This window comes from Nocardia sp. BMG111209 (genome assembly GCF_000381925.1).
GTDB lineage: Bacteria > Actinomycetota > Actinomycetes > Mycobacteriales > Mycobacteriaceae > Nocardia.
On sequence record NZ_KB907307.1, the window covers coordinates 1146399 to 1166786 of the forward strand.

General features: G+C 71.2%; 17 protein-coding genes. 11 read left to right on the forward strand and 6 right to left on the reverse strand.

All coding sequences use genetic code 11. The features are described 5' to 3' along the window. Positions 1 to 20: 20 nt before the first annotated feature. Positions 21 to 482 (reverse strand): hypothetical protein, encoded by a 462-nt coding sequence (locus G361_RS0105140; RefSeq protein ID WP_026342716.1) that lies wholly within the window; start codon positions 480 to 482, stop codon positions 21 to 23. A 306-nt stretch (positions 483 to 788) separates the two neighbouring features. Between G361_RS0105140 and G361_RS0105145 the strand changes: the two genes are divergently transcribed. Further along, positions 789 to 2615: a long-chain fatty acid--CoA ligase gene (locus G361_RS0105145; protein WP_019925987.1), complete on the forward strand. Its 1827-nt coding sequence runs from the start codon at positions 789 to 791 to the stop codon at positions 2613 to 2615. Between the two features lie 68 nt (positions 2616 to 2683). On the opposite strand, the gene G361_RS0105150 is transcribed toward G361_RS0105145, so the two are convergent. Both G361_RS0105150 and G361_RS0105155 read right to left on the reverse strand, forming a co-directional pair. Next, a complete protein-coding gene (locus G361_RS0105150) occupies positions 2684 to 3226 on the reverse strand; it encodes a YbhB/YbcL family Raf kinase inhibitor-like protein (RefSeq protein ID WP_019925988.1) in 543 nt (180 codons plus the stop codon). A 22-nt stretch (positions 3227 to 3248) separates the two neighbouring features. After that, positions 3249 to 4610 carry a M20/M25/M40 family metallo-hydrolase gene (locus G361_RS0105155; RefSeq protein WP_026342717.1) on the reverse strand — a complete coding sequence of 454 codons (1362 nt, stop codon included), beginning with the start codon at positions 4608 to 4610 and terminating at the stop codon, positions 3249 to 3251. Between the two features lie 230 nt (positions 4611 to 4840). Between G361_RS0105155 and G361_RS42370 the strand changes: the two genes are divergently transcribed. Then, positions 4841 to 6553: an MFS transporter gene (locus tag G361_RS42370; RefSeq protein WP_019925990.1), complete on the forward strand. Its 1713-nt coding sequence runs from the start codon at positions 4841 to 4843 to the stop codon at positions 6551 to 6553. Positions 6554 to 6663: 110 nt separating this feature from the next. Here the strand turns inward: G361_RS42370 and G361_RS0105165 are convergent, their stop codons facing one another. Next, positions 6664 to 7497 (reverse strand): helix-turn-helix domain-containing protein, encoded by an 834-nt coding sequence (locus G361_RS0105165; RefSeq protein ID WP_026342718.1) that lies wholly within the window; start codon positions 7495 to 7497, stop codon positions 6664 to 6666. 101 nt (positions 7498 to 7598) lie between these two features. Between G361_RS0105165 and G361_RS0105170 the strand changes: the two genes are divergently transcribed. The 4 genes from G361_RS0105170 (at position 7599) to G361_RS0105185 (ending at position 10169) form a co-directional block, all read left to right on the forward strand. Next, complete coding sequence (locus tag G361_RS0105170) at positions 7599 to 8318, forward strand: SDR family oxidoreductase (RefSeq protein WP_019925992.1); 720 nt, start codon at positions 7599 to 7601, stop codon at positions 8316 to 8318. 89 nt (positions 8319 to 8407) lie between these two features. Then, positions 8408 to 9613: a CaiB/BaiF CoA-transferase family protein gene (locus tag G361_RS0105175; RefSeq protein WP_019925993.1), complete on the forward strand. Its 1206-nt coding sequence runs from the start codon at positions 8408 to 8410 to the stop codon at positions 9611 to 9613. Positions 9614 to 9646: 33 nt separating this feature from the next. After that, positions 9647 to 9862, forward strand: coding sequence for a hypothetical protein (locus G361_RS42375; protein WP_155981311.1), 216 nt, complete (start codon positions 9647 to 9649; stop codon positions 9860 to 9862). After that, complete coding sequence (locus G361_RS0105185) at positions 9855 to 10169, forward strand: hypothetical protein (RefSeq protein ID WP_019925995.1); 315 nt, start codon at positions 9855 to 9857, stop codon at positions 10167 to 10169. The genes G361_RS42375 and G361_RS0105185 overlap by 8 nt, the downstream gene beginning before the upstream one ends. Positions 10170 to 10328: 159 nt before the next feature. On the opposite strand, the gene G361_RS0105190 is transcribed toward G361_RS0105185, so the two are convergent. Further along, positions 10329 to 12623, reverse strand: a complete 2295-nt coding sequence (locus G361_RS0105190; RefSeq protein ID WP_155981312.1) for a CoA transferase — start codon at positions 12621 to 12623, stop codon at positions 10329 to 10331. Positions 12624 to 14287: 1664 nt separating this feature from the next. Here G361_RS0105190 and G361_RS0105195 point away from each other — a divergent pair. The 3 genes from G361_RS0105195 (at position 14288) to G361_RS0105205 (ending at position 17820) form a co-directional block, all read left to right on the forward strand. Further along, entirely contained in the window at positions 14288 to 15520 is a 1233-nt protein-coding gene (locus G361_RS0105195) for an Ig-like domain-containing protein (RefSeq protein WP_369797909.1), read from the forward strand. 78 nt (positions 15521 to 15598) lie between these two features. Next, the gene (locus G361_RS0105200; RefSeq protein ID WP_019925998.1) at positions 15599 to 16213 is read left to right on the forward strand and encodes a TetR/AcrR family transcriptional regulator; all 615 of its coding nucleotides are present in this window, start codon (positions 15599 to 15601) and stop codon (positions 16211 to 16213) included. A gap of 95 nt (positions 16214 to 16308) precedes the next feature. Then, positions 16309 to 17820 (forward strand): FAD-dependent monooxygenase, encoded by a 1512-nt coding sequence (locus G361_RS0105205; RefSeq protein WP_019925999.1) that lies wholly within the window; start codon positions 16309 to 16311, stop codon positions 17818 to 17820. Positions 17821 to 17981: 161 nt separating this feature from the next. Here the strand turns inward: G361_RS0105205 and G361_RS0105210 are convergent, their stop codons facing one another. After that, positions 17982 to 18611, reverse strand: coding sequence for a TetR/AcrR family transcriptional regulator (locus tag G361_RS0105210; protein ID WP_019926000.1), 630 nt, complete (start codon positions 18609 to 18611; stop codon positions 17982 to 17984). 32 nt (positions 18612 to 18643) lie between these two features. Here G361_RS0105210 and G361_RS51415 point away from each other — a divergent pair, with 32 nt between their 5' ends. Together G361_RS51415 and G361_RS0105220 are read left to right on the forward strand one after the other, a co-directional pair. Further along, on the forward strand, positions 18644 to 19531 hold the full coding sequence (locus tag G361_RS51415) for an ABC transporter ATP-binding protein (protein ID WP_196814420.1): 888 nt from the start codon (positions 18644 to 18646) through the stop codon (positions 19529 to 19531). Next, entirely contained in the window at positions 19518 to 20279 is a 762-nt protein-coding gene (locus G361_RS0105220; RefSeq protein ID WP_019926002.1) for an ABC transporter permease, read from the forward strand. Before G361_RS51415 ends, G361_RS0105220 begins: the two co-directional genes overlap by 14 nt. The last annotated feature ends 109 nt before the right edge of the window (positions 20280 to 20388 follow it).

Genomic DNA, 20388 nt, shown 5'->3' on the forward strand with positions numbered 1-20388 from the left:
CGGCGCGGTATCGGATACGGCTACCGCGCCTCGGGAGGGTGTGGCGGCTCCGGCGCGCCCGCACGGACTTTCCCGATATCAATATCGCCGGTGATCTGTGCGTCCCTGACTCGTACGCCGGTCCCGTCCGAGTCGACGCCACCCACCCGCAACATTCCCGCCGCGATCCGAGCGAGGTCGACCCCGAATGTCGCCCCCGCGCTCGGCTCCGCATCGATCACCGCGGCAGCGAGTCGCGCCACGATTTCCCCCAGTTCGATATCGTCGCCGGCGCCCGCCGCCGCCAACTGTTCGGCGAGCGCGTCGCGCCTGGTCACCGAATCCGGATCTGCTTCGATCGCAACGAGATCGACTCTCTCGTACCGGCTGGACATCGTGTGTGCCAGCCGGGTATAGGCATCCTGGACAGCTTCTGCCGCTGCATCTTTCAGTCCAGCGGTAGCGCCCGCCGCAATCGTCGCGGCGATGAGGGTCGGGTCCATCGCGAAGTCCTCCCACCCGTGGTACCCCGTCGTCAACACTGGTGCAGCCGAACCGGCCTGTCAACGCCGTCCATCGCACAGGAACGCGCCGACGTGCGTACACGGTCCGGGCCTCGCCCGAATATGTCGGCACGGATGCGCGCGGTGATCTTCCCGGTGTAAGACGCATCACATTCGGCGTGCCGCGCCGATAGGATGGGTGGGCCGCGTCACTGGGTGGCGCGACGCCGGCGGTGGGCCGATGCTCGCCGGTGGCGCAGCGTTCCCGAGGCGATACGGCACCGCACGGATCGGGAACAAGGACGTATGAGCACAGAGATCGGCTTCACCCATCAATCCGGCGTCACGGTGGACACCGTGCCGGCGGCGTTCCAGCAGACCGCGACGCTGCGGCCGCATCAGGTGGCGCTGCGGACCGTCGGCGGAAATCAGCAGATCACCTGGCGGGAATACGCGCAGCGGGTCGCGGCGATCGCGGCGGGACTGGCGAAACTCGGTGTGCGGCACGGGGACACCGTGGGCCTGATGCTGACCAACCGGCCCGAGTTCAACCTCGTCGACACCGCCGTCCTGCATCTGGGCGGCACCCCGTTCTCGGTGTACAACACCAGTTCCCCGGAACAGATCGCGCACGTGTTCACCAACGCCGGCAACCGGGTCGTGATCACCGAACAGGTGTTCCTGCCCGCGATCCAGGGTGCGGGGGTGTCGCTGGACCATGTCGTGGTCGTGGACGGTCCCACCGCCGTGGGCGTGCTGTCGCTGCACGACATCGAGGACGATCCCGCCGCCGACTTCGACTTCGCCGCCGCCTGGCAGGCGGTGCGGCCACAGGATCTGGCCACCCTCATCTACACCTCCGGCACCACCGGGCCGTCGAAGGGCGTGGAACTCACCCACGCCAACATCGTCGCCCAGATCTCCGCGCAGCAGCACGACATCATGCGGGCCGGATTCGACGACCGCGGCGTGTCCTATCTGCCGGCCGCGCACGTCGCCGACCGGATCTCGGGGCACTGCACCAACCTGTTCACCGGCATGACCATCACCTGCGTCGCCGATGCCCGCGAGATCGCCGCCGCCCTGCCCGACGCGCGGCCCACCACCTTCTTCGGGGTGCCGCGGGTGTGGCAGAAGGTCAAGGCGGGCATTGAGACCCGCCTCGCCGAGGCCGGCGCCGTGCAGCATGCACTGGCGCAGTGGGCGATCGGGGTCGGCGTCACCGCCGCACGCCTCGGCGTCGCCGGGGGACGGCCCGGCCCGCTGCTGACCGTGCAGCACCGGCTCGCCGACACCCTGGTTCTCGCGAAACTGCGTGCGGCACTGGGCCTCGACGAACTGCGGTTGGCCGCCTCCGGCGCCGCCGCGATCCCGCCGGAAACCCTGGAATTCCTGCTCGGCCTCGGCTTCACCGTCACCGAGGTGTGGGGCATGTCCGAGACCAGCGGCGTCGGCACCTTCACCGACCTGCGCACACCGCGCCCCGGTTCGGTCGGCCGCGCGCTCGGCGACCTGGAACTGCGCCTCGGCGGCGACGGGGAATTGCTGGTCCGCGGCTCGGTGGTCACCCACGGCTACCGCGGCACGCCCGAGAAGACCGCCGAGGCCCTCGACGCCGACGGCTGGCTGCACACCGGCGACGTCGCCACCATCGACGCCGACGGCTGGGTCACCATCGTCGACCGCAAGAAGGAACTGCTGATCACCGAGGCGGGTAAGAACATCTCCCCCGCCAACGTCGAGAACGCCGTGAAGGCCGCGTCCTCGCTGGCCGGGCAGGTGGTCGCCCTCGGCGACGGCCGCGCCTACCTCACCGCACTGATCGTGCTCGACGCCGACCTGGCGGCGCTGCGCGCCAAATCCCTTGGCATGCCCGGCGCCGACGCGGCGATCCTCGCCGAACACCCGGAGATCATCGAGGAGATCCGCGCCGCGGTCCGCTCCGGCAACACCCGCCTCGCGCGCGTCGAGCAGATCAAACGCTTCACCATCGTGCCGCAGGCCTGGGAACCCGGCGGCACCGAACTGACCCCCACCCTGAAACTCAAACGCGCCCCGATCGCGGCGGCCTACGCCGCCGAGATCGAAGCGCTCTACACCGATCCGCAACCGGTGGACGTACATTCGGTCTGATCACACCGCAAAAGCCTGCGGCACAGCCGGATCCGGCACGGCGCACGGCCGTGCCGGGCCCGCCGGTGTTACTCGGTCACCTCGAACGTCGCCACGAACTGCGCCCGCGCGAGGGTGTGGAAGAACAGGTTGAAACCCAGTACCGCCGCACTGGTGTCGGCGCCGAGCTCCAGCGTGTCGACGTCGACGGCGTGCACGGTGACGAAATACCGGTGATAACCGTGCCCGGCCGGCGGCGCCGCGCCGACGAAGCCCGGGAAACCGGCATCGTTGCGCAGGGTCACCGCACCGGCGGGCAGCGTGCCGCCGGCACTGCCCGCACCGGAATCCAGCACGGTCGTGGCCACGGGGATGTCCAGCACCGCCCAGTGCCAGAAACCCGACGCGGTCGGCGCGTCCGGATCGTACACGGTGACCACGAAACTCTTGGTCTCCGAAGGGAATCCGGACCACGACAGCTGCGGCGACACATCCTGTCCGCCGGGCACGCCGAAGGCCTTGCTGGCCTGCGCGATCGCGAACGGCGCCCCGTCGGCGACGTCGGTGGAGGTGACGGTGAACGTCGGCACCTGCGGCAGGGCCGCGTACGGGTTGTAGGAGTAGTCGGGCACGGAGGACCGTCCTTTCGTGGAATCAGCTGTGCAGTAGGAAATGTTCGAGCACCCGGGTACCGAATTCCAAGGCCGGCACCGGCACTCGTTCGTCGACACCGTGGAACAGCGCGGAGAAGTCCAGATCCGGCGGCAACTGCAACGGCGCGAAACCGAAGCAGCGGATCCCCAAGCGCGCGAACGCCTTCGCGTCGGTACCACCGGACAGCATGTAGGGCACGGTACGGCCGGCCGGATCGTGGGCGAGGATCGCGTCGTTCATCGCGTCCACCAGATGCCCGTCGAACGTGGTCTCGTACGAATCGAGTTTCGTGATCCACTCGCGCTCCACATCGGGCCCGATCAGCTCGTCCACCTCCCGTTCGAACGCCGCCTGCCGGCCGGGTACCACCCGGCAGTCCACCACCGCCTCCGCGGTCTGCGGGATCACGTTGGCCTTGTATCCGGCCTGCAGCATCGTCGGATTCGCGGTGTCGCGCAACGTCGCACCGATGATGCGCGAGATCGTGCCCAGCTTCGCCAGCTGTCCCTCGATGTCCGGGCTCGCGGGATCGAACGCCAGCCCGGTCTCCTCGCTCACCGCGGCGAGGAATTCGGCCACCGAATCCGACAGCACCAGCGGGAAGGTGTGCGTGCCCAGCCGCGCCACCGCCTGCGCCAGCAGCGTCACCGCGTTGTCGTCGTGCAGGAACGAGCCGTGCCCGGCACGGGCCTTGGCGCGCAACCGCATCCAGCCCAGACCCTTCTCCGCGGTCTCCACCAGATACAGCCGCCGCTCGCTACCGTCGGGCCGCGGCACCGTCAGCGAGAAACCACCGACCTCGCCGACGGCCTCGGTGATCCCCTCGAACAGATCCGGCCGGTTGTCGGCCAGCCACTGCGAACCCCAGCGGCCGCCGTTCTCCTCGTCGGCGAGGAACGCGAACACCAGATCCCGCGGCGGGACCGTGCCCTCGATCTTGAACTGGCGGGCCACCGCCAGCATCATCCCGACCATATCCTTCATATCGATCGCGCCGCGGCCCCACACGTACCCGTCGCGCACCGCCCCGGAGAACGGGTGCACGCTCCAGTCGGCGGCCTCGGCGGGCACCACGTCCAGATGCCCGTGGATCATCAGCGCGCCCCGGGCGGAGTCCGCGCCGGGCAGCCGCGCGAACACGTTCCCGCGGCCGGGCGCGCCGGATTCCACGTACTCGGTGGTGTAACCGGCCTCGTGCAACTGCTGCGCCACCCACTGCGCGCACTCCCGCTCGCCCTTGGTGGTGGACAGCTCACCGGTGTTGGAGGTGTCGAACCGGATCAGCGTGCTGACCAGCTCCACCACCTCCGACACGGCACGCGACGGGGACGGGGATCGGAGTTCTTCGCCGGAGACGGACACGTCCTAGTTCCTACCATCCGGTCGGCCCGGCGCCAGGGTTGGCCGCAGCGTGGTTGGAAGGCCGCTATGCCGGGGACGTGTGGCGCCATACCGGATTGTCATAGACCGAACGGTCAAGATCGGGTGTCACATTTGAGGAGAATGCCGTTACCATCCAGCGAGAATGAGATCTTGATCACCGCGTGTGACCGGGCTCGTTCCATGTTGTCCTCGAACCGGGAGCACTACCAATGTCCACCTCACTCTCGAGCCCGTCCGGCGTCGACGTCGACACCGGCCGCCTCGACGGCGCCTCACGGTTACGCATCTTCACCGTGCTCGCCGTGATCGTCCTGTACACCGAGATCGCACCGTTGCAGTTCACGATGGTCGGCGCCGCCCTGCAGAAGATGGCGAAGTCGTTCCCCACCGTGGGCGCCAACATCAACTGGGCCGTCATCATCCTCGGCCTCATCGGCGCCTCGGCCACCCCGCTGCTGGGCAAGGCCAGCGACATCTGGGGCAAGAAGAAGCTGTTCCTGCTCTGCGGCGTGCTGTTCCTGATCGGCTGCCTGATCGACGCGCTGACCACGAACTGGACCTTGTTCCTGATCGGCCGCGGACTGCAGGCCCTGGCCATCGCCAGCCAGTTCATCTCCTACGGCCTCATCCGGGACCTGTTGCCGCGCAAGTACATTCCGCTCAGCCTCGGCATCGTCGGCGCCGGCCTCGGCTTCTCCGGCGTGATCGCGCCGTTCATCAGCGGCGTACTGATCGACCACTTCGACTGGCCCGCGATGTTCTGGTTCCTCGGCGCGTTCACCCTGGTCCTCACCCCGCTGGTGATCGCGGTCGTGCCGGAATCCCCGCTGCGGGTGAAACAGCGCATCGACCCCTTCGGCGCGGTGATGCTGTCCGGCGGCGCGCTGCTGATCCTGCTGTACCTGGACAACGGGCAGACCTGGGGCTGGACCCGCCCCTCGGCGCTGGCCTACGTGATCGCCGGTGTGGCGCTGCTGGTCGGCTTCTTCGTGGTGGAACTGCGTGTGGCGCAGCCGATCATGGATATGAAGCTGCTGCTCAACCCCAAGGTCAGCATCGTGCTGCTGATGACGTTCTTCGGCATCGGCCTCACCGCGGTGCAACCGGTGGCACTGGGCTACATGAGCCAGACCCCCGACCAGGACCACCTGCGTGACAGCGTCGTCGACGGCGTGGTCACCCAGACCCACCAGATGACCGGCCAGACCCTGCCGGCCTCGCTGGTCAAGGTCGCCTTCGACCCCGGCTACACCTACGGCAACGGATTCTCGATGGTCCAGTACGCCGTGCACCTCGGTATCTGGGCCGGTGTCATGGGCATGATCGTCGGCCCGCTGGCCGGCGCGCTGACCCGCCGCATCGGCGCCCGCACCCCGGCCATCATCGGCCTGGCGCTGCTGGCCGTCGCCGCGCTCGGCTACACCTTCGCCTCCTACAGCTGGCCGGTCTACCTGCTGATCTCCGCGATCGGCGGCATCGCCTTCGGCTTCGTCTACGCCGCGGTGCCCAACCTGATCGTCGAGGCGGTCCCCGCCGAACAACAGGGCATCAGCACCGGCATGCTCGGCGTGGTCCAGAACATCGGCACCTCCGCCGCCGTGGCGGTCATGACCGCGATGCTCAACGCCAACCCGGTCAAGGCCCACCTGGACGTGGCCGGGCACCGCAGCGAGCAGGTGATCCCCCAGGTCTTCGCCGACCACGGATACCACACCAGCTTCGTATTCGTGCTGGTCACCACGATCATCGGCCTGATCATCGCCCTGTTCATGCGCCACGGCCGCACCCCCACCACCGGCGGCGCCGCCGGTGACAACCTGATCGCCGACGCGGGCGCCGGCGCCGGGGACGGCATCGTCGCGGTCGGGGACACCCCCGCCACGACGCGGACCGGCACCGAGGAGGCCCCCGCCACCGCGTGACCCCCTTCCCGGTACGTCCCGCACCGCCACTCACCGGCGGTGCGGGACACCGCTTTTCGATGCCGCCACCGGCCGCCCGCCGCGGCGAGCGCGACGCGAAGGCCCGCGGATCACTGCGCTCCGGCCAGCGCCAGCAGCGTCACCGCGTCCTGGTCCGGACTGCCCGGCCGCGGCTGGAACGCCACGAACCGCTGCCCGTCCGGCGCGGTCAGGATCTCCGAGGTCAGCGTCAACCGCCCCACCGACGGATGCCGGAACACCCGCTGTGCCCCGGACTTGACCCGCACGTCGTAGGTCCGCCACAACTCGTCGAATTCCGCACTGGCGGCACATAATTCGCCGGTCAGCGCGGCCAGCCCCGGATGTTCCGGATCGGTGCCGTGCACCGTGCGCAGATGCGCCACGCAATCGCGCGCCATCGCCGGCCAGTCCTCGAACACCTGCCGCGCCGGATCCGCGGTGAACACGTACCGGATCAGGTTGCGCCGCTGCGGATCCGTCGCCGCCAGCCCCGACAACAGATGCAGCCCTTCGGGATTCGCGTCGAGCATATTGCTCACCTGATCCAGCACGAACGCCGGCGTCGGCCGCACCGCCGCCAGCAACGTCGCCAGTCCGGGGCGCACCGCCGATACCGGCGCCGCCGCCACCGCCCGGCGTCCCGCCACCACTCGCGCCAGATCGTAGAGATGGCGACGCTCGTCCGCGCTCAACCGCAGCGCCGCCGCCAGCGCGTCCAGCACCGCCAGACTCGGATTCGTGTCCCGGCCCTGCTCCAGCCGGATGTAGTAGTCCACACTCAGCCCCGCGAGCGTCGCCACCTCCTCCCGCCGCAACCCCGGCGTCTGCCGGCGACCGGTCCCCGCCGGCAACCCCACCTGCCCCGGCTGCAGGCGATCGCGGCGGGTCCGCAGGAAATCCCCCAGAACACGACGTGCACTCACCACCCCAGTCTGCCCCGCGCCGCCGCGGCCGGGGTGGCCCTACCGGGACCAGGCCACACGGGGTCTCCCCACCGGCGCGATGTCGGCCGACGCTGAGCGTCATGACCGACATCGCACACACCCTGATCATCGGCGGCAGCTCCGGCATGGGCCTCGCGCTGGCCCGCCGCCTGCTCGCCGCCGGCGAGGAGGTCACCCTCGCCGCCCGCTCCCGCACCGGCCTCGACGACGCCGTCACCGCCCTCGGCGGCGGCGACCGCCTGCACCACCGGCAGGCCGACATCGCCGACGAAACCTCCGTCGCCGGCCTGTTCGCCTCGCTGGGCCCGCTCGACCACGTCGTCGTCACCGCCGCCGACATGACCCGCGGCTACGGGCCGATCCGCGACCAGACCCTCGACGGCGCCCGCAGCGTCGTCGACGTCAAGGTGCTCGGGCCCTGGCTGGTCGGCAAGTACGCCGCCGGGCAGGTCACCGGCTCGCTGACGGTCACCTCCGGCATCGCCGCCTATCGGCCCGCCACCGGCGGCGCCGTCGTCGCCATGGCCAACGCCGCCCTCGAAGGACTGGTCCGCGCCCTGGCCCTGGAACTGGCGCCGGTCCGCGTCAACGCCGTATCCCCCGGCTGGATCGACACCCCCATCTGGGACGACTTCGCCGGCGACGCGAAAACCGAACGGCTGCAAGCGATGGCCGCCCGCCTGCCCGCCGGCCGCATCGGCCGGCCCGACGACATCGCCGCCGCCTTCCAGGCCGTGATGACCAACGAATTCCTCACCGGCACGGTCGTCCACGTCGACGGCGGGCACCGCCTGGTGTAACCCGCTGCGCGGCAACGCGACCCGGCGATCCGGCGGCCCGGCCCCACCACCCTCCCTATAGTAAGTGAACGCTTTCTTTATTGAGGAGGATGATGAATATGGCCGGGCCGTTGTCGCAGGTGAAAGTGCTGGAACTACGCGGCCGCGGGCCGGGGCCCTTCGGCGCCATGGTGCTGGCCGACCTCGGCGCACAGGTGATCGCCCTCGACCGCCCGGAGGTCGCCGACACCCGGCACGCCGCCGACCGTCCCGCCGCGCCGGGCGAGACCGGCACCGAGCGAATGATCAACGGCCGCAGACAGATCGACCCCGTACAGCGCGGCCGCCGCACCCTCGCGATCGACCTCAAGACCCCGCAGGGCCTCGCCGCCGCGCTACGACTGGCCGACCACGCCGACGTCCTCGTCGAGGGCAACCGGCCCGGGGTCGCCGAACGGCTCGGCATCGGGCCGCAGGTATGCCTGGCGCGCAACCCGAGACTGGTCTACGCCCGCATCACCGGCTGGGGACAGGACGGCCCGCTGGCCCGCACGCCCGGCCACGACCTCAACTACGTCGCACTGTCGGGCACCCTGGACCTGTTGCGCCACAACGACGGCCGCCCGGTACCGCCGCTGAATCTGCTCGGCGACTACGGCGGTGGCGGCATGCTGCTGGTGATCGGCATCCTCGCCGCCCTGCAGGAACGCACACACTCCGGCCGCGGCCAGGTCGTGGACGCCGCCATGTCCGACGGGATCGCGCTGCTCACCACCGTCGTCCACGGGATGCGCGCCGAGGGACTCTGGTCGGACACCCCCGGCGGCAACGTCCTCGACCTGGCCGCACCGTTCTACAACGTCTACCGCACCGCCGACGACCGCTGGGTCAGCGTCGGCTGCGGCGAACCCCGGTTCTACGCACAGCTTCTCGACCGCCTCGGGCTCACCGATGAACTGCTGCCGCACCAGAGCGACCCCGCCACCTGGCCCGCCGCGACCGCCCGCATCGCCGAGGCGTTCGCCACCGGCACCTTCGACCACTGGTGCGCACTGCTGGAAGGCACCGACACCTGCTTCGCGCCGGTGCTCACCCTCGACGAGGCCGCCGCCCACCCGCACCACCGCGCTCGCGGCACGTTCACCACCGTCGACGGCGTCGTCCAGCCTGCCCCCGCACCACGTTTCGACCGCACCCCCGCCGCACCCCCGCGCCCACCGACCGCGCAGGACCCCGCGGCCGTACTGCGGGACTGGGGCATCGCGACCACCGATATCGACGAACTGCTGCGCGGCGGGGCGGTCACCGAGGGTTGAGCCGTGCGTTCGATCGGACATACGATCGTGCGCATGGCTACACGGATGACCATCATCCTGCCGGACGAGATCGCCACGCGACTGAAGTCGGTCGCGGGCGAAGGCAAGATGAGCGACTATGTCGCGAAAGCCGTCCGGCAGAAGATGCTCGAGGACGACCTGCGGCACCTCGCCGCATGGGAGGCCGAGCACGGCGGGCCGGACCTGACGTTCTACGAGGAGAGCGAGCGCGGGTTCGACGATGAATGAACCGACCAGTCAAGGCGAGATCTGGCTCGTCCACACCATCGCGGGCCGGCAGTTCACGGTCGTGGTGGTCGACTCCACCCACATGGTGCGCCAACGCCCGGCCGTCCTCTGCGCCCGCGTGCTCGCCGCCCGCGAAGTCCCCTCCAGCCTCGCGCTGCTCACCGTGCCCCTCGGCGACAACCAGGTCGTCGGCGTCCACGAGGTCTCCGCGTTCACCCGCTGCAGCTTCCTCGAACACAAGGGCAGGCTGTCGGACCCCGAACTGGAACAACTGAACGTCTGCCTACGCGCCCGCTTCGAACTCTGAACCGGCACAGGAGATCTCGGCCGCGAGACACGGCCGAGGTCTCTCGCGTGCGGCACGCCGCACGCCGTGCGCCGTGCGCCGAACGGCTCGGCGATTCCGGCACGGTGCCGCCGACCCCGGGTGACCGATCGCTCGGAGGTGTCGGCCCGGGTCGGTCGATCAGGTCGGTGGCAGTGGTGTGGGAGCCGCCACTGTTGCGTTGCCGATCAGCTCCTCGATCTCGGCGTCGTCGAAACCGGTCTCGCGCAACACGTCCCGGGTGTGTTCACCGAGCCCGGGGATGCCCGCGCGGGCGCGCGGTTGTGGCGCCGGGCCCAGCCGCGGCGGGAAGGACGGCTGCGAGACCCGGCCGAGGTCGTCCCACCGGTAGCCGGTCACCCGGCCCAGCCGCCGGTTGACCGGATCGTCGACGAAGCCGCCGGCGAACGCGCTGCGATCGGCGTCGGGTACCGGCTCCACCGGGACCGTGGCCGCGCGCAGCGCCGACACCCACCACTCGGCGTCCTTGGTCGCGAAAATCTGTTCCAGCACAACCTCTTCCGGCTGCGGCTCACCGGATTCGGTGCGCAGCGGCGGCGGCGCAGCGGGCAGATCCGCCGACGTGACCACCGCACGCAACCGCTCCCAGGCCGGCCGATCGGGGATCGCCAGCGCGAACCAGGCGTCGTCACCGCCGCGATACAGGCGATAGGCCGCACCGTATCCGGTCTGGCCCGCGTCCAGCACCGGACCGCCGAGCACCCGGTCACCGGCCAGGAACGCGCCGGACTTCATCGTCAGCGCCGCACCCAGCAGACTGCTGCGCACCACATGCCCGCCCCCGTCGCGGCGGCGCGCGTACAGGCCCGCGATGATCCCGCACGCGGCCAGCCAGCCGCCGGTCACATCGATCGCGCCCCACACCAGATATGTCGGCGGCTGCCCGTGCCCGCCCTGCCCGGCCTCGATCCCCGCCAGCGCCTGCATCAACTGATCGTTGGCCGGCAACAGCGCCCGCGGGCCCTGCTCGCCGAAACCGCTGGCGAAACTGTAGACCGCCGCCGGATTGGCCGCCCGCACCGCCGCCTCGTCGTAACCGAGCCGCTCCGCCGCGCCGACCCGCGAATTGTGGTGCACCACATCGCTGTCGCGGAACAACCGGCGCAACACCTCCGCCGCGCCGGGCGCCTTCAGATCCAGCGCCAGCGCCCGCTTACCCCGCTGCCCCGCGGCGAACATCGGCTGCATCGCGCGATGCGCGTCACCGGTGCGCGGCTCCACCTTCACCACATCCGCGCCCAGCTCCGCCAGGATCAGCGGCGCCACCGGCCCGGCCAGATACGCCGACAGATCCAGCACCCGCACATCCGACAGCAACCGGGTGCCCGCCGCACCCGGGCGCGCCGATGCCTCGGCCGCCCGCTGCACCCGCAGCACCGGCCCCAGCATCGTCACCGGCCCCAGATCCGGATCCTCGCGGTCGACGGCCAGCCCGATCTCACGCACATGCCCGTCGCGCAGCGCCTCACCCGGCCGCCACACCGGCTCGCACCGGAACTGGTGCCCGGCAAGGCTTTCCAGCCACCGATCCCGATCGCGGGTGGCGAAGGTGGCCGCCCAGCGCCGGCCCCGCTCCACCATCGCACCGCTGATCAGATCCGCGTTGTACCCCCGCTCCGAGGGGGGATCGCCGATATGTTCGAGGAACTGCTCGTAGGCGCCCTTCGCGCCGAACCACAGTTGCAGATACTCCCCGTCGGCGCACCGATACGACAACGCCTCGGCCGGACCCTGCTGCTGCCACAACAGCCTCGTCGACGGCGAATGATGTTCCACGCTACCGATGATCATCGGCAGGATCGCCTGTAACCCGTCGTACAGCGAGGTCTCCGCCCAGCCGCCGGCCCCCGTCGCCTCCCGCTCGTACAGCAGCGCCAGCGCCCCGACCGTCGCCGACAACGCCGCCCCCAGCCCCGCCACCGCCGGATCCCCGAACGCCGGCCCGCCCCGATGCGCCCGGATCTGGGTCAGCAGCCCCGCCCGCGCCTGCACCAGCAACTCGATATCCGGGATCTCGCCGAGCGCATGGAACGCCGGCCGGATCCGCGACACGATCAACCGCGGATTCGCCTGCGCCAGAGCCGAATACCGCACCCCCCGCCGCTCCAGCGAATCCTCCCCACCGGACAGCACCAGCACATCCGCCGCCGCGGCCAGCTCGGTCACAAGCCGCACCGCCGCATCCGGATCGTCGCCGAGCTCGACCGATTCCTTCCCGCGATCCCACGCACGCTCGTACTCCACCCCCGCATCCAGCGTCGAACGCCGCGACGGCCGTACCCGCGTCACCTCCGCCCCCAGATCACGCAGCAGCGCCCCCGGCAAACTCCCGGCCGGACCGGCCGCCACCGCGCCCGCCCCGAGCGCCACCTCGACCACCCGCACACCTGCCAGCGGCGTTCCGCTCGATTGCATCGACACTCCGATCTGTCCGGCCCACGAGCACCCTAACAGAAGCAAACACTCACTAACATGCGATCCACCGGCGCACCCGACACACCCCTGCCGCCGATCCGATCCCGCCCCCGACCTCCCGTTCCGAGTGGCGACCTGGGAAAGGTCCAGTACCCTGAGAGCGCCGACGACGAGCAGCGCGTCGCGCCCAGCCAGACCGTGTGGGGAAAGACAAAAGTATGACCATCGCCGACCGACCCGACGACTCGGCCGTGCCGACCGACCCGGCAGCCGCGTCCACCGAATCGGGTGCCGCGCCGGACGATTCGCGCAACCAGCCGACCGACCCCGAGCCCGGCGCAACCCCACCGCCAACCGGCGCCACCGCCCCGGCCGCAGCGTCGACCGAAAACCCCGCCGCCACAACCGAACCCGACGGCGAACGCTCCACCCAAGCCCCGGCCGAACCCGACGGCAACCCCACCGCTTCCCCCGCGGCCGAACCCCACGGGAACGCCACCACCTCCGCCACGGCCGAATCCGAAGAGAACGCCACCACTTCGGCCGCGACCGAGCCCAAGGGGAACGCCACCGCTTCTGCTGCGACCGAATCCGAGGAGAACGTCACCACTTCGGCCGCGACCGAGCCCGAGGAGAACGCCACCGCTTCTGCTGCGACCGAATCCGAGGAGAACGCCACCGCTTCTGCTGCGACCGAGTCCGAGGAGAACGCCACCTCGGACGCATCCGCTGATCCGGACCGTGCCGCTGGGGAAACCGATCCGGATACCCCGGATACCCCGGATACCCCGGATAGCGCTGCCGCGGAAGCCGATCCGGTCACCCAGGCCGGTGACGGCGAGGCCGACCGCTCGGACGCGGTGCCGGGTGCCACCCCGCCACACTCGGAAACCTCTGACGCTGCCGACGGAAGTGCCACCGCGTCACCCGCGCCGGACACCACCGCCCGAAGCGCCGCACAGTCACCCACGTCGGACTCCCCGGCGGAGTCCGACCTCGACCCCGCCGAAGCGGGAGCGGCCGCCGCAGTCGCCGACTCAACCGCCGCTCACGGATCGGAAGCAGTTACACCGGGGGCGGAAGCGAGCACTCCGACCGAATCCGGTCACCGGTCCGAGTCCGAGTCCCCGGACGACACCGCCGACGGCAAATCGGAGACGAAGCGCGCGGCCCCGGCCGCCGAGGTCGCCGCAGCCGCTGCGGGCGGTGCGACCACCGATGCCGACGGCTCGAAACCGACTGCGCCGGAACCGGAAACCGGCGACGCAGCGACCGACTCGAATGCCGGCACCGCGCCGACTGCGGGGGTCGCAGCGGCAGTTGCAGGGGCACGATCGAGCAATCGGGCCGCGGCCGCAGCCGACACGGCTTCGACCGAAGGTGTTGTGCCGCAGCCGGAAACGGGCGAGGCTTCCCCGGCTTCCCCGGGTGAACCCAGCGCGGACGCGACACCGACGGTCGTGATCCCGGCATCGGCATCGGCATCGGCATCGGGTAACCCCGCTGCGCAGACACCGACTGCCGGATCGCCTCGAGGCGCGCAAGCGGATCCGAGCCGGGCACAGTCCGCCGCACAACCGAAACCGACCGGGGGAGCCGACGCGCCGACCGTCGTGATCCCGGCGGCCGCACGCCCCGCCGGTACCCCAGATCGTGCTGCCGCACTGTGGGAAACAGCGCGAACGCGGCGCGGAATGTGGGTACTCGCCGGGGCCGCCGCGGTAGTGGTGGTCGTGATCGTGGCGCTGGTGCTCGGCCTCTCCGGGGGCAGCAACACCACCGCGCCCGCGGCGCAACGGCCGGGAGCGCCGGCCTCGAGCACTCACCCGGCCGTCCCCGCCGCGACGATCACGGTGCCCGCCGCGCAGCCGGGACCCGTTGCGCCACTGCCGATCACGGTGCAGGCCGCGGGCGGCACCCTGGTCGGTGTGACCGTGCACGGCCCGCACGGCGACGTCGCGGGCGCCCTCGCCGGAGACAAGACCTCGTGGACGACCACCGAACCGCTGGACTACGCCGGTAGCTACACCGTCGTCGCCGACGCGGTGAACTCCGCGGGCGCGCACACCCAGCAGAACTTCACCGTCACCACCCTCGCCCCCCGCCGCACCGCCTACGCCAACGTCGTGCCCGCCCCGGACGTGGTGGCCGACACCGGGATCGGGGTCGGGCAGCCCATGGTGTTCCAGTTCACCGCGCCGGTCGCCGACAAGGCCGAGGTGCAGAAACACCTGCACGTGACGATGACCCCGCCGCAGCCGGGCGCCTGGTACTGGGTCGACGACCGCGACGTGCACTTCCGCGGCCCCAACTACTGGCAGCCGGGCACGAAGATCCACATCCAGGCCGATGTGCTCGGCGTGGACCTGGGCGACGGTATCTTCGGCGCCGAGAACTACGGGGCCGACTACACCGTCCACGACGCCTGGGTCGCCAAGGCCGACGGCAACACCGACCAGCTGACCATCTTCCAGAACGGCGTGCAGGTCAACGACATGGTGATGAGCCTCGGTGACCCCGGGCACCCCTCGCACGAGGGCCCGCACGTGATCTCCGGCAAACAGCCCTCGATCGTGATGGACTCCTGCACCTACGGGGTCTGCGCGGGCCAGTCCGGCTACTACAGCGAGACCGTCTATCTGGACCTGCGCATCTCCAACGACGGCGAATTCGTGCACTCCGCGCCCTGGTCGGTGAATCAGCAGGGCTCCAGCAACGTCTCGCACGGCTGCGTGAACCTGTCGCCCGCCAACGCGCAGTGGTTCTACGACCACTTCGGCATCGGCGACGTCGTGGAGATCGTCAACTCCGGCGGCCCGACGCTGCCGGTCTGGGACACCTACGGCGACTGGGAGGTCCCGTGGGACGTCTGGCAGGCGGGCAACGCCACCGACTGACCGGAACATGCCCGCAGGGAAAAATTGCCCTGTAGGAAATATTGCCCAGCGGGCACCCGAATGCCTATGCTGGGGGACATGGCCGCATCGGTGCCTCCCGGTCTGCGGGAGCGCAAGAAACTCGACACCCGGATGGCGCTCAGCGATGCCGCGCTGATCCTGATGTTCGAGCGCGGCCTGGACAATGTGGTGCGTGAGGACATCGCGGCACAGGCCGGGGTGTCCGTCCGCACCTTCACCAACTATTTCGCCAACAAGTACGAGGCCCTGGCCTACCGGCAGATCGAGCGGATGCGCCGCACCGTCGAGGAGTTGCGCGCCCGCCCGGCCGGCGAACCGCTGTGGGAGGCCGTCACCGCCGCGGTCCTGGCGCCCCTGCTGGCCGACGGCGTCAACCGGCGGCCACCCACCCGCGAGCAACTGGCCGAGGCCGCCAAACTCACCGCCGTGCCCGAGGTGCACGCCGCGTTCACCCGGGAGGTGACCGGCGATCTCGTGGCCGCCGTCGCCGAACGCACCGGCACCGACGCCGAGCGCGACCTCTATCCGCGGCTGGTCGCGGGCGCCGTCGTCGTCGCCTACCAGGCCGCCATCGAGGTCTACATCCGCGCGGAACCGCCTGTGTTCCTGACGGTTCCGTTGCAGGAGGCCTTCACCCGCATCGCCGCCGGGCTGCCCGACCCCTCGGCCTGACCGTACCCGGTCCCCGCGCGCCACCGGCCCGCCGGTCGCTGCGCCGTGCCCGGAATCACCGAAAACCCCTGCCCCACTGGAAAGGTGGCTTCGCCATGCCCGAAAACAGCTGTGACATCATCATTTCCGGAGCCGGACCGAACGGCCTCATGCTCGCCTGCGAGCTCGCCCTCGCCGGGGTCGTGCCGATCGTGCTCGAACGCACCCCCGGGCCCAGCACCGAGCAGAAGGCCAACGGCCTGGTCGGCTCGGTGGTCCGCGCGATGGACATGCGCGGCCTCTACCCCGGCACCCCGCCGCATCCGGTGCCCTCGCACCTGTTCAGCGCGATGACCCTGAATTTCGAAGGCCTGCACGACAATCCGATGTACCTGTGGCCGATCCCGCAACCCGCCCTCACCGCACTGCTCGCCGAACGGGCCGCCGCCCTGGGCATCACGGTCCGCTGGGGACACGCCCTCACCGACGTCACCCAGGACGCCGACCGCGTCACCGCCACCGTCGCCGGGCCCACCGGCAACCGGACACTCACCGCCGCCAACCTGGTCGCCGCCGACGGCGGAAAGAGCCCGGTCCGCAAGCGATCCGGCATCGGCTTCCCCGGATTCACCGCCACCGACCGGATCTCGCGGCTGGGCAACGCCTCGGTACCCGCCGAACTGCGCACCGCCGACGGCGGCCTCGACGTGCCCGGCGCCGGTCGATTCCGCTTCGGCCACAACCGTGTCGAGCGCGGCATCTTCGTCTTCGCCGAACTGCAACCCGGCCGCGCGATCGTGTCCACCGTCGAACACCACGCCGACCCCGTCGACGAGAACACCCCGATGACGTTCGAGGAACTGCGCGACAGCGTCACCCGCGTCCTCGGCGCCGAACTCCCGATGCAACCGCTGCCCCCGGACATGGCCCCGGTACTGCGCCGCGTCGTCGGCCAGAACACCCGCCTGGCCGACCGCTACCGCGACGGCCGGATACTGCTGCTCGGCGACGCCGCCCATGTGCACTCCGCGATGGGCGGACCGGGCCTCAACCTCGGCCTGCAGGACGCGCTCAACCTGGGCTGGAAACTCGCCGCCGAGGTCCGCGGCCGCGCACCGGCTGGCCTGCTCGACACCTACGAGAGCGAACGCCGTCCGGTCGCCGAACGGGTCATGATGCAGACCCTCGCGCAATCCGGGCTGGTCAACCCCGGCCCGGAGATCACCGCCCTGCGGCAGCTGTTCACCGAACTGCTCGACATCCCCGGCGTCGTCGAGCACCTCGCCGCCCTGATGGCCGGCGCCGACACCCGCTACGACACCGGCTGCGCCCACCCCCTGGCCGGCCACCTGGCCCCCGACCGCACCGTCGCCACCCCCGACGGCCCCCGCCGCCTCGCCGAACTACTGCACCCCGCCCGCCCCCTGCTGCTCGACCCCACCGGCACCGCCCCCGCCACCGCCTGGTCCGACCGCGTCGACACCGTGACCGTCACCGGCGCCCCGGCCATGCTGATCCGCCCCGACGGCTACATCGCCTGGGCCGCAACCGAATCCGACACCGACGGCCTGCACACGGCCCTGACCCGCTGGTTCGGCCCGGCCCACCACCTCACCGCCGCCGGCTGAACCGCCGCGCCGCCGGTGGACGTCACCCGGACCACCGGCGGCGATGCCCGCCACGCGGTCCCGGTGAGCTGCGGTCGAAAACCGTTGCCCGACAGCCGATACGACGTCACGCCGGAGGCCGCGCAGCGCCGCGCGGCACCGATCACGCCGTGCGGAGTTGCTCACCGATCACCGGTACCGGCGACCGCGCCGATCACATGCATCAGATCCCGCAGATCGGCCTCGAATTCGGCGGTCAGGTCCACCGGCAGCCGCAGCCAGGGGGTCAACCGAGCGTGGCCGGTCAGCGGGCCGTCCGCCACCGCGCCGCGGCGGATCCGGCGATCGTCGGCGGCGGCGAACCGCCCGGACGCCTCCGAGGCCACGAACCCGAGCACGAAGGTGCTCACCAGCCGCTCCAGCCGCGGAACCTCCGCATCGGGCACCCCCGCCGCCAGCAACGCCGTATAGATCTCGTCGACGACCCGGGCGCCGTCGGGGGTGGTGGCCGGGCGGCTGAACAACAGCTGCGCCGCCCACGGATGCGAGCGGGCCAGCGCGCGGGCCGCGTGCGCGAGGGCGGTCAGCCGCCGATCCCACCGCAGATCCGCGGCGTCGGCGGGCAGCAGGCTCGCCAGCAGCCGCCCGACCAGCCCGTCCAGCAGCGCCGACTTGTCCGCGATGTGCCGGTACAGCGCCATCGGGGTCACCCCGACCCGGTCGGCCACCGCCCGCATCGACACCGCGTCCAGACCGTGCTCGTCGGCGATCGCGACGGCCGCGTCGAGGATCTCTTCCCGTCTGCCACTCATGCGTATACAGTGTAGACGTATACAGCGTAGACATGAGGAAACGGGAGGCTGCCGTGCTCGTCGCGGAAGGTCTGGTGAAGCGCTACGGCGCCCACACCGCACTCGACGGATTCGACCTGACCGTGGCGCCCGGCGAGATCGCCGGGCTCATCGGCCACAACGGAGCCGGGAAGACCACCTTCGTGGAGATCGTCACCGGACTCGTCCGGCCCGACGCCGGGCAGATCCGCGTCGGCGGGCGCGACGCGGTGCGGGACGGACGCGCGGCCCGGCGGCTGCTCGGCGTCGCCCCCCAGGAATTCGCCCTCTACAACCGCGCCACCGCACGGGAGAACATCCGCCTGTTCGCCGGGCTCGCGGGCCTGCGCGGCCGGCGGTGCGAGGCCCGCGTCGCCGCCGTCCTCGACGAACTGCTGCTCGGCGAGGTGGCCGACGAACCCGCCGGCGTCCTGTCCGGCGGGCAGCGGCGGCGGGTGCAGGCCGCCACCGCCATGGTCGCCGCACCCCCGCTGCTGCTGCTCGACGAACCCACCGCCGGTGCCGACCCCGACACCCGCACCGCCCTGCTCGCCGCCGTCCGGGCCCGCGCCGCCGCGGGCACCGCCGTCCTCTATACCACCCACTACCTGCCCGAACTGGCCGACCTCGGCGCCACCCTGGCCCTCGCGCGCGCCGGGCGCATCGTCGCCCGCGGCACCCAGCGCGAACTCACCGGCGACCTGCCCGGCGAACTGCGCGTCACCTTCGCCGACCCGGCCGAACCCGCACTGCGCCTGCGCACCCGCGACCCCGCCGCCGACCTCGCCGCGCTGCTGGCCACCGGCCGCACCCCCGCCACCGTCGACGTGCGCCGCCCCGACCTGGACGACCTCTACCGCGCCCTCGCCACCGATCCGGAGACCGACCGTGCCGTTGCCTGAAACCTTCACCCGCACAACCACTCTCGTACGCCACAACCTCCTGCTGGTGCGCCGGGAACCCGGTCCGATCCTGAGCCGGATGATCCTGCCCCTGGTGTTCCTCACCCTGCTGCGGCCGCTGTACACCGCCGCCCAGGGCCCCGGCGCCGGCACCGAACAGGCCGTCGTGGGAACCGTCGTCACCTTCTCGCTGCTGGCCCTGAGCATCTCCGGCAGCGCGATCCTCACCGAGCGGCTCGCCCGCACCTGGGACCGGCTGCGCGCGGGCTCGGCCCATCCGGTGGAACTGTTCGCCGGCAAGGCCGTTCCCGCGTTCACCGCGCTGCTGGCCCAGCAGGCGCTCATCGTCGGATTCGCGATCGCCGTGCTGGGCCTGCGCCCGCAGCACTACGGCCTGCTGGCCGCGGTGCTGCTCAGCTGGAGCGTCACCCTGCTGGGCCTGGGCACCCTGCTCGGCGTACTGGCCCGCAGTATGGGTGAACTGTCGGCGGCCTACGACATCGGCGGCATGCTGTTCAGCAGCCTCGGCGGGGCACTGGTCCCGCTGGCGGTCCTCCCGCACTGGGTCGCCGTCGTCGCCCCGATCTCACCGGGCTACTGGGCCGCGCGCGGCCTGCACGCCGCCCTCGCCGGCGACGCCACCGCCACGCTCACCACCTGCGCCACCCTGCTCACCCTCGGGACGACCTGCGCGATCGCCGCGGCGCTACGGCTGCGCGGCCGCAGCAGCCGGCTCGTCGCCCTCTGAACCCGGTGACCGCGATCACTGCGCGGGCACCGGCGGATCGGTTAGCCTGTTCCGGTGCGGCGGTGGGGCTCGCCGCTTCCGGGTATCTCCGGAACAACCGTGACGGTGT

What these genes read in the sequence shown, in the direction of transcription:
- G361_RS0105140 (WP_026342716.1), bottom strand. Translation starts at nt 482, where the DNA reads ATGGACCCGACCCTCATCGCCGCGACGATTGCGGCGGGCGCTACCGCT.
- G361_RS0105145 (WP_019925987.1), top strand. Translation starts at nt 789, where the DNA reads ATGAGCACAGAGATCGGCTTCACCCATCAATCCGGCGTCACGGTGGAC.
- G361_RS42370 (WP_019925990.1), top strand. Translation starts at nt 4,841, where the DNA reads ATGTCCACCTCACTCTCGAGCCCGTCCGGCGTCGACGTCGACACCGGC.
- G361_RS0105170 (WP_019925992.1), top strand. Translation starts at nt 7,599, where the DNA reads ATGACCGACATCGCACACACCCTGATCATCGGCGGCAGCTCCGGCATG.
- G361_RS0105175 (WP_019925993.1), top strand. Translation starts at nt 8,408, where the DNA reads ATGATGAATATGGCCGGGCCGTTGTCGCAGGTGAAAGTGCTGGAACTA.
- G361_RS42375 (WP_155981311.1), top strand. Translation starts at nt 9,647, where the DNA reads ATGGCTACACGGATGACCATCATCCTGCCGGACGAGATCGCCACGCGA.
- G361_RS0105185 (WP_019925995.1), top strand. Translation starts at nt 9,855, where the DNA reads ATGAATGAACCGACCAGTCAAGGCGAGATCTGGCTCGTCCACACCATC.
- G361_RS0105190 (WP_155981312.1), bottom strand. Translation starts at nt 12,623, where the DNA reads ATGCAATCGAGCGGAACGCCGCTGGCAGGTGTGCGGGTGGTCGAGGTG.
- G361_RS0105200 (WP_019925998.1), top strand. Translation starts at nt 15,599, where the DNA reads ATGGCCGCATCGGTGCCTCCCGGTCTGCGGGAGCGCAAGAAACTCGAC.
- G361_RS0105205 (WP_019925999.1), top strand. Translation starts at nt 16,309, where the DNA reads ATGCCCGAAAACAGCTGTGACATCATCATTTCCGGAGCCGGACCGAAC.
- G361_RS0105210 (WP_019926000.1), bottom strand. Translation starts at nt 18,611, where the DNA reads ATGAGTGGCAGACGGGAAGAGATCCTCGACGCGGCCGTCGCGATCGCC.
- G361_RS51415 (WP_196814420.1), top strand. Translation starts at nt 18,644, where the DNA reads ATGAGGAAACGGGAGGCTGCCGTGCTCGTCGCGGAAGGTCTGGTGAAG.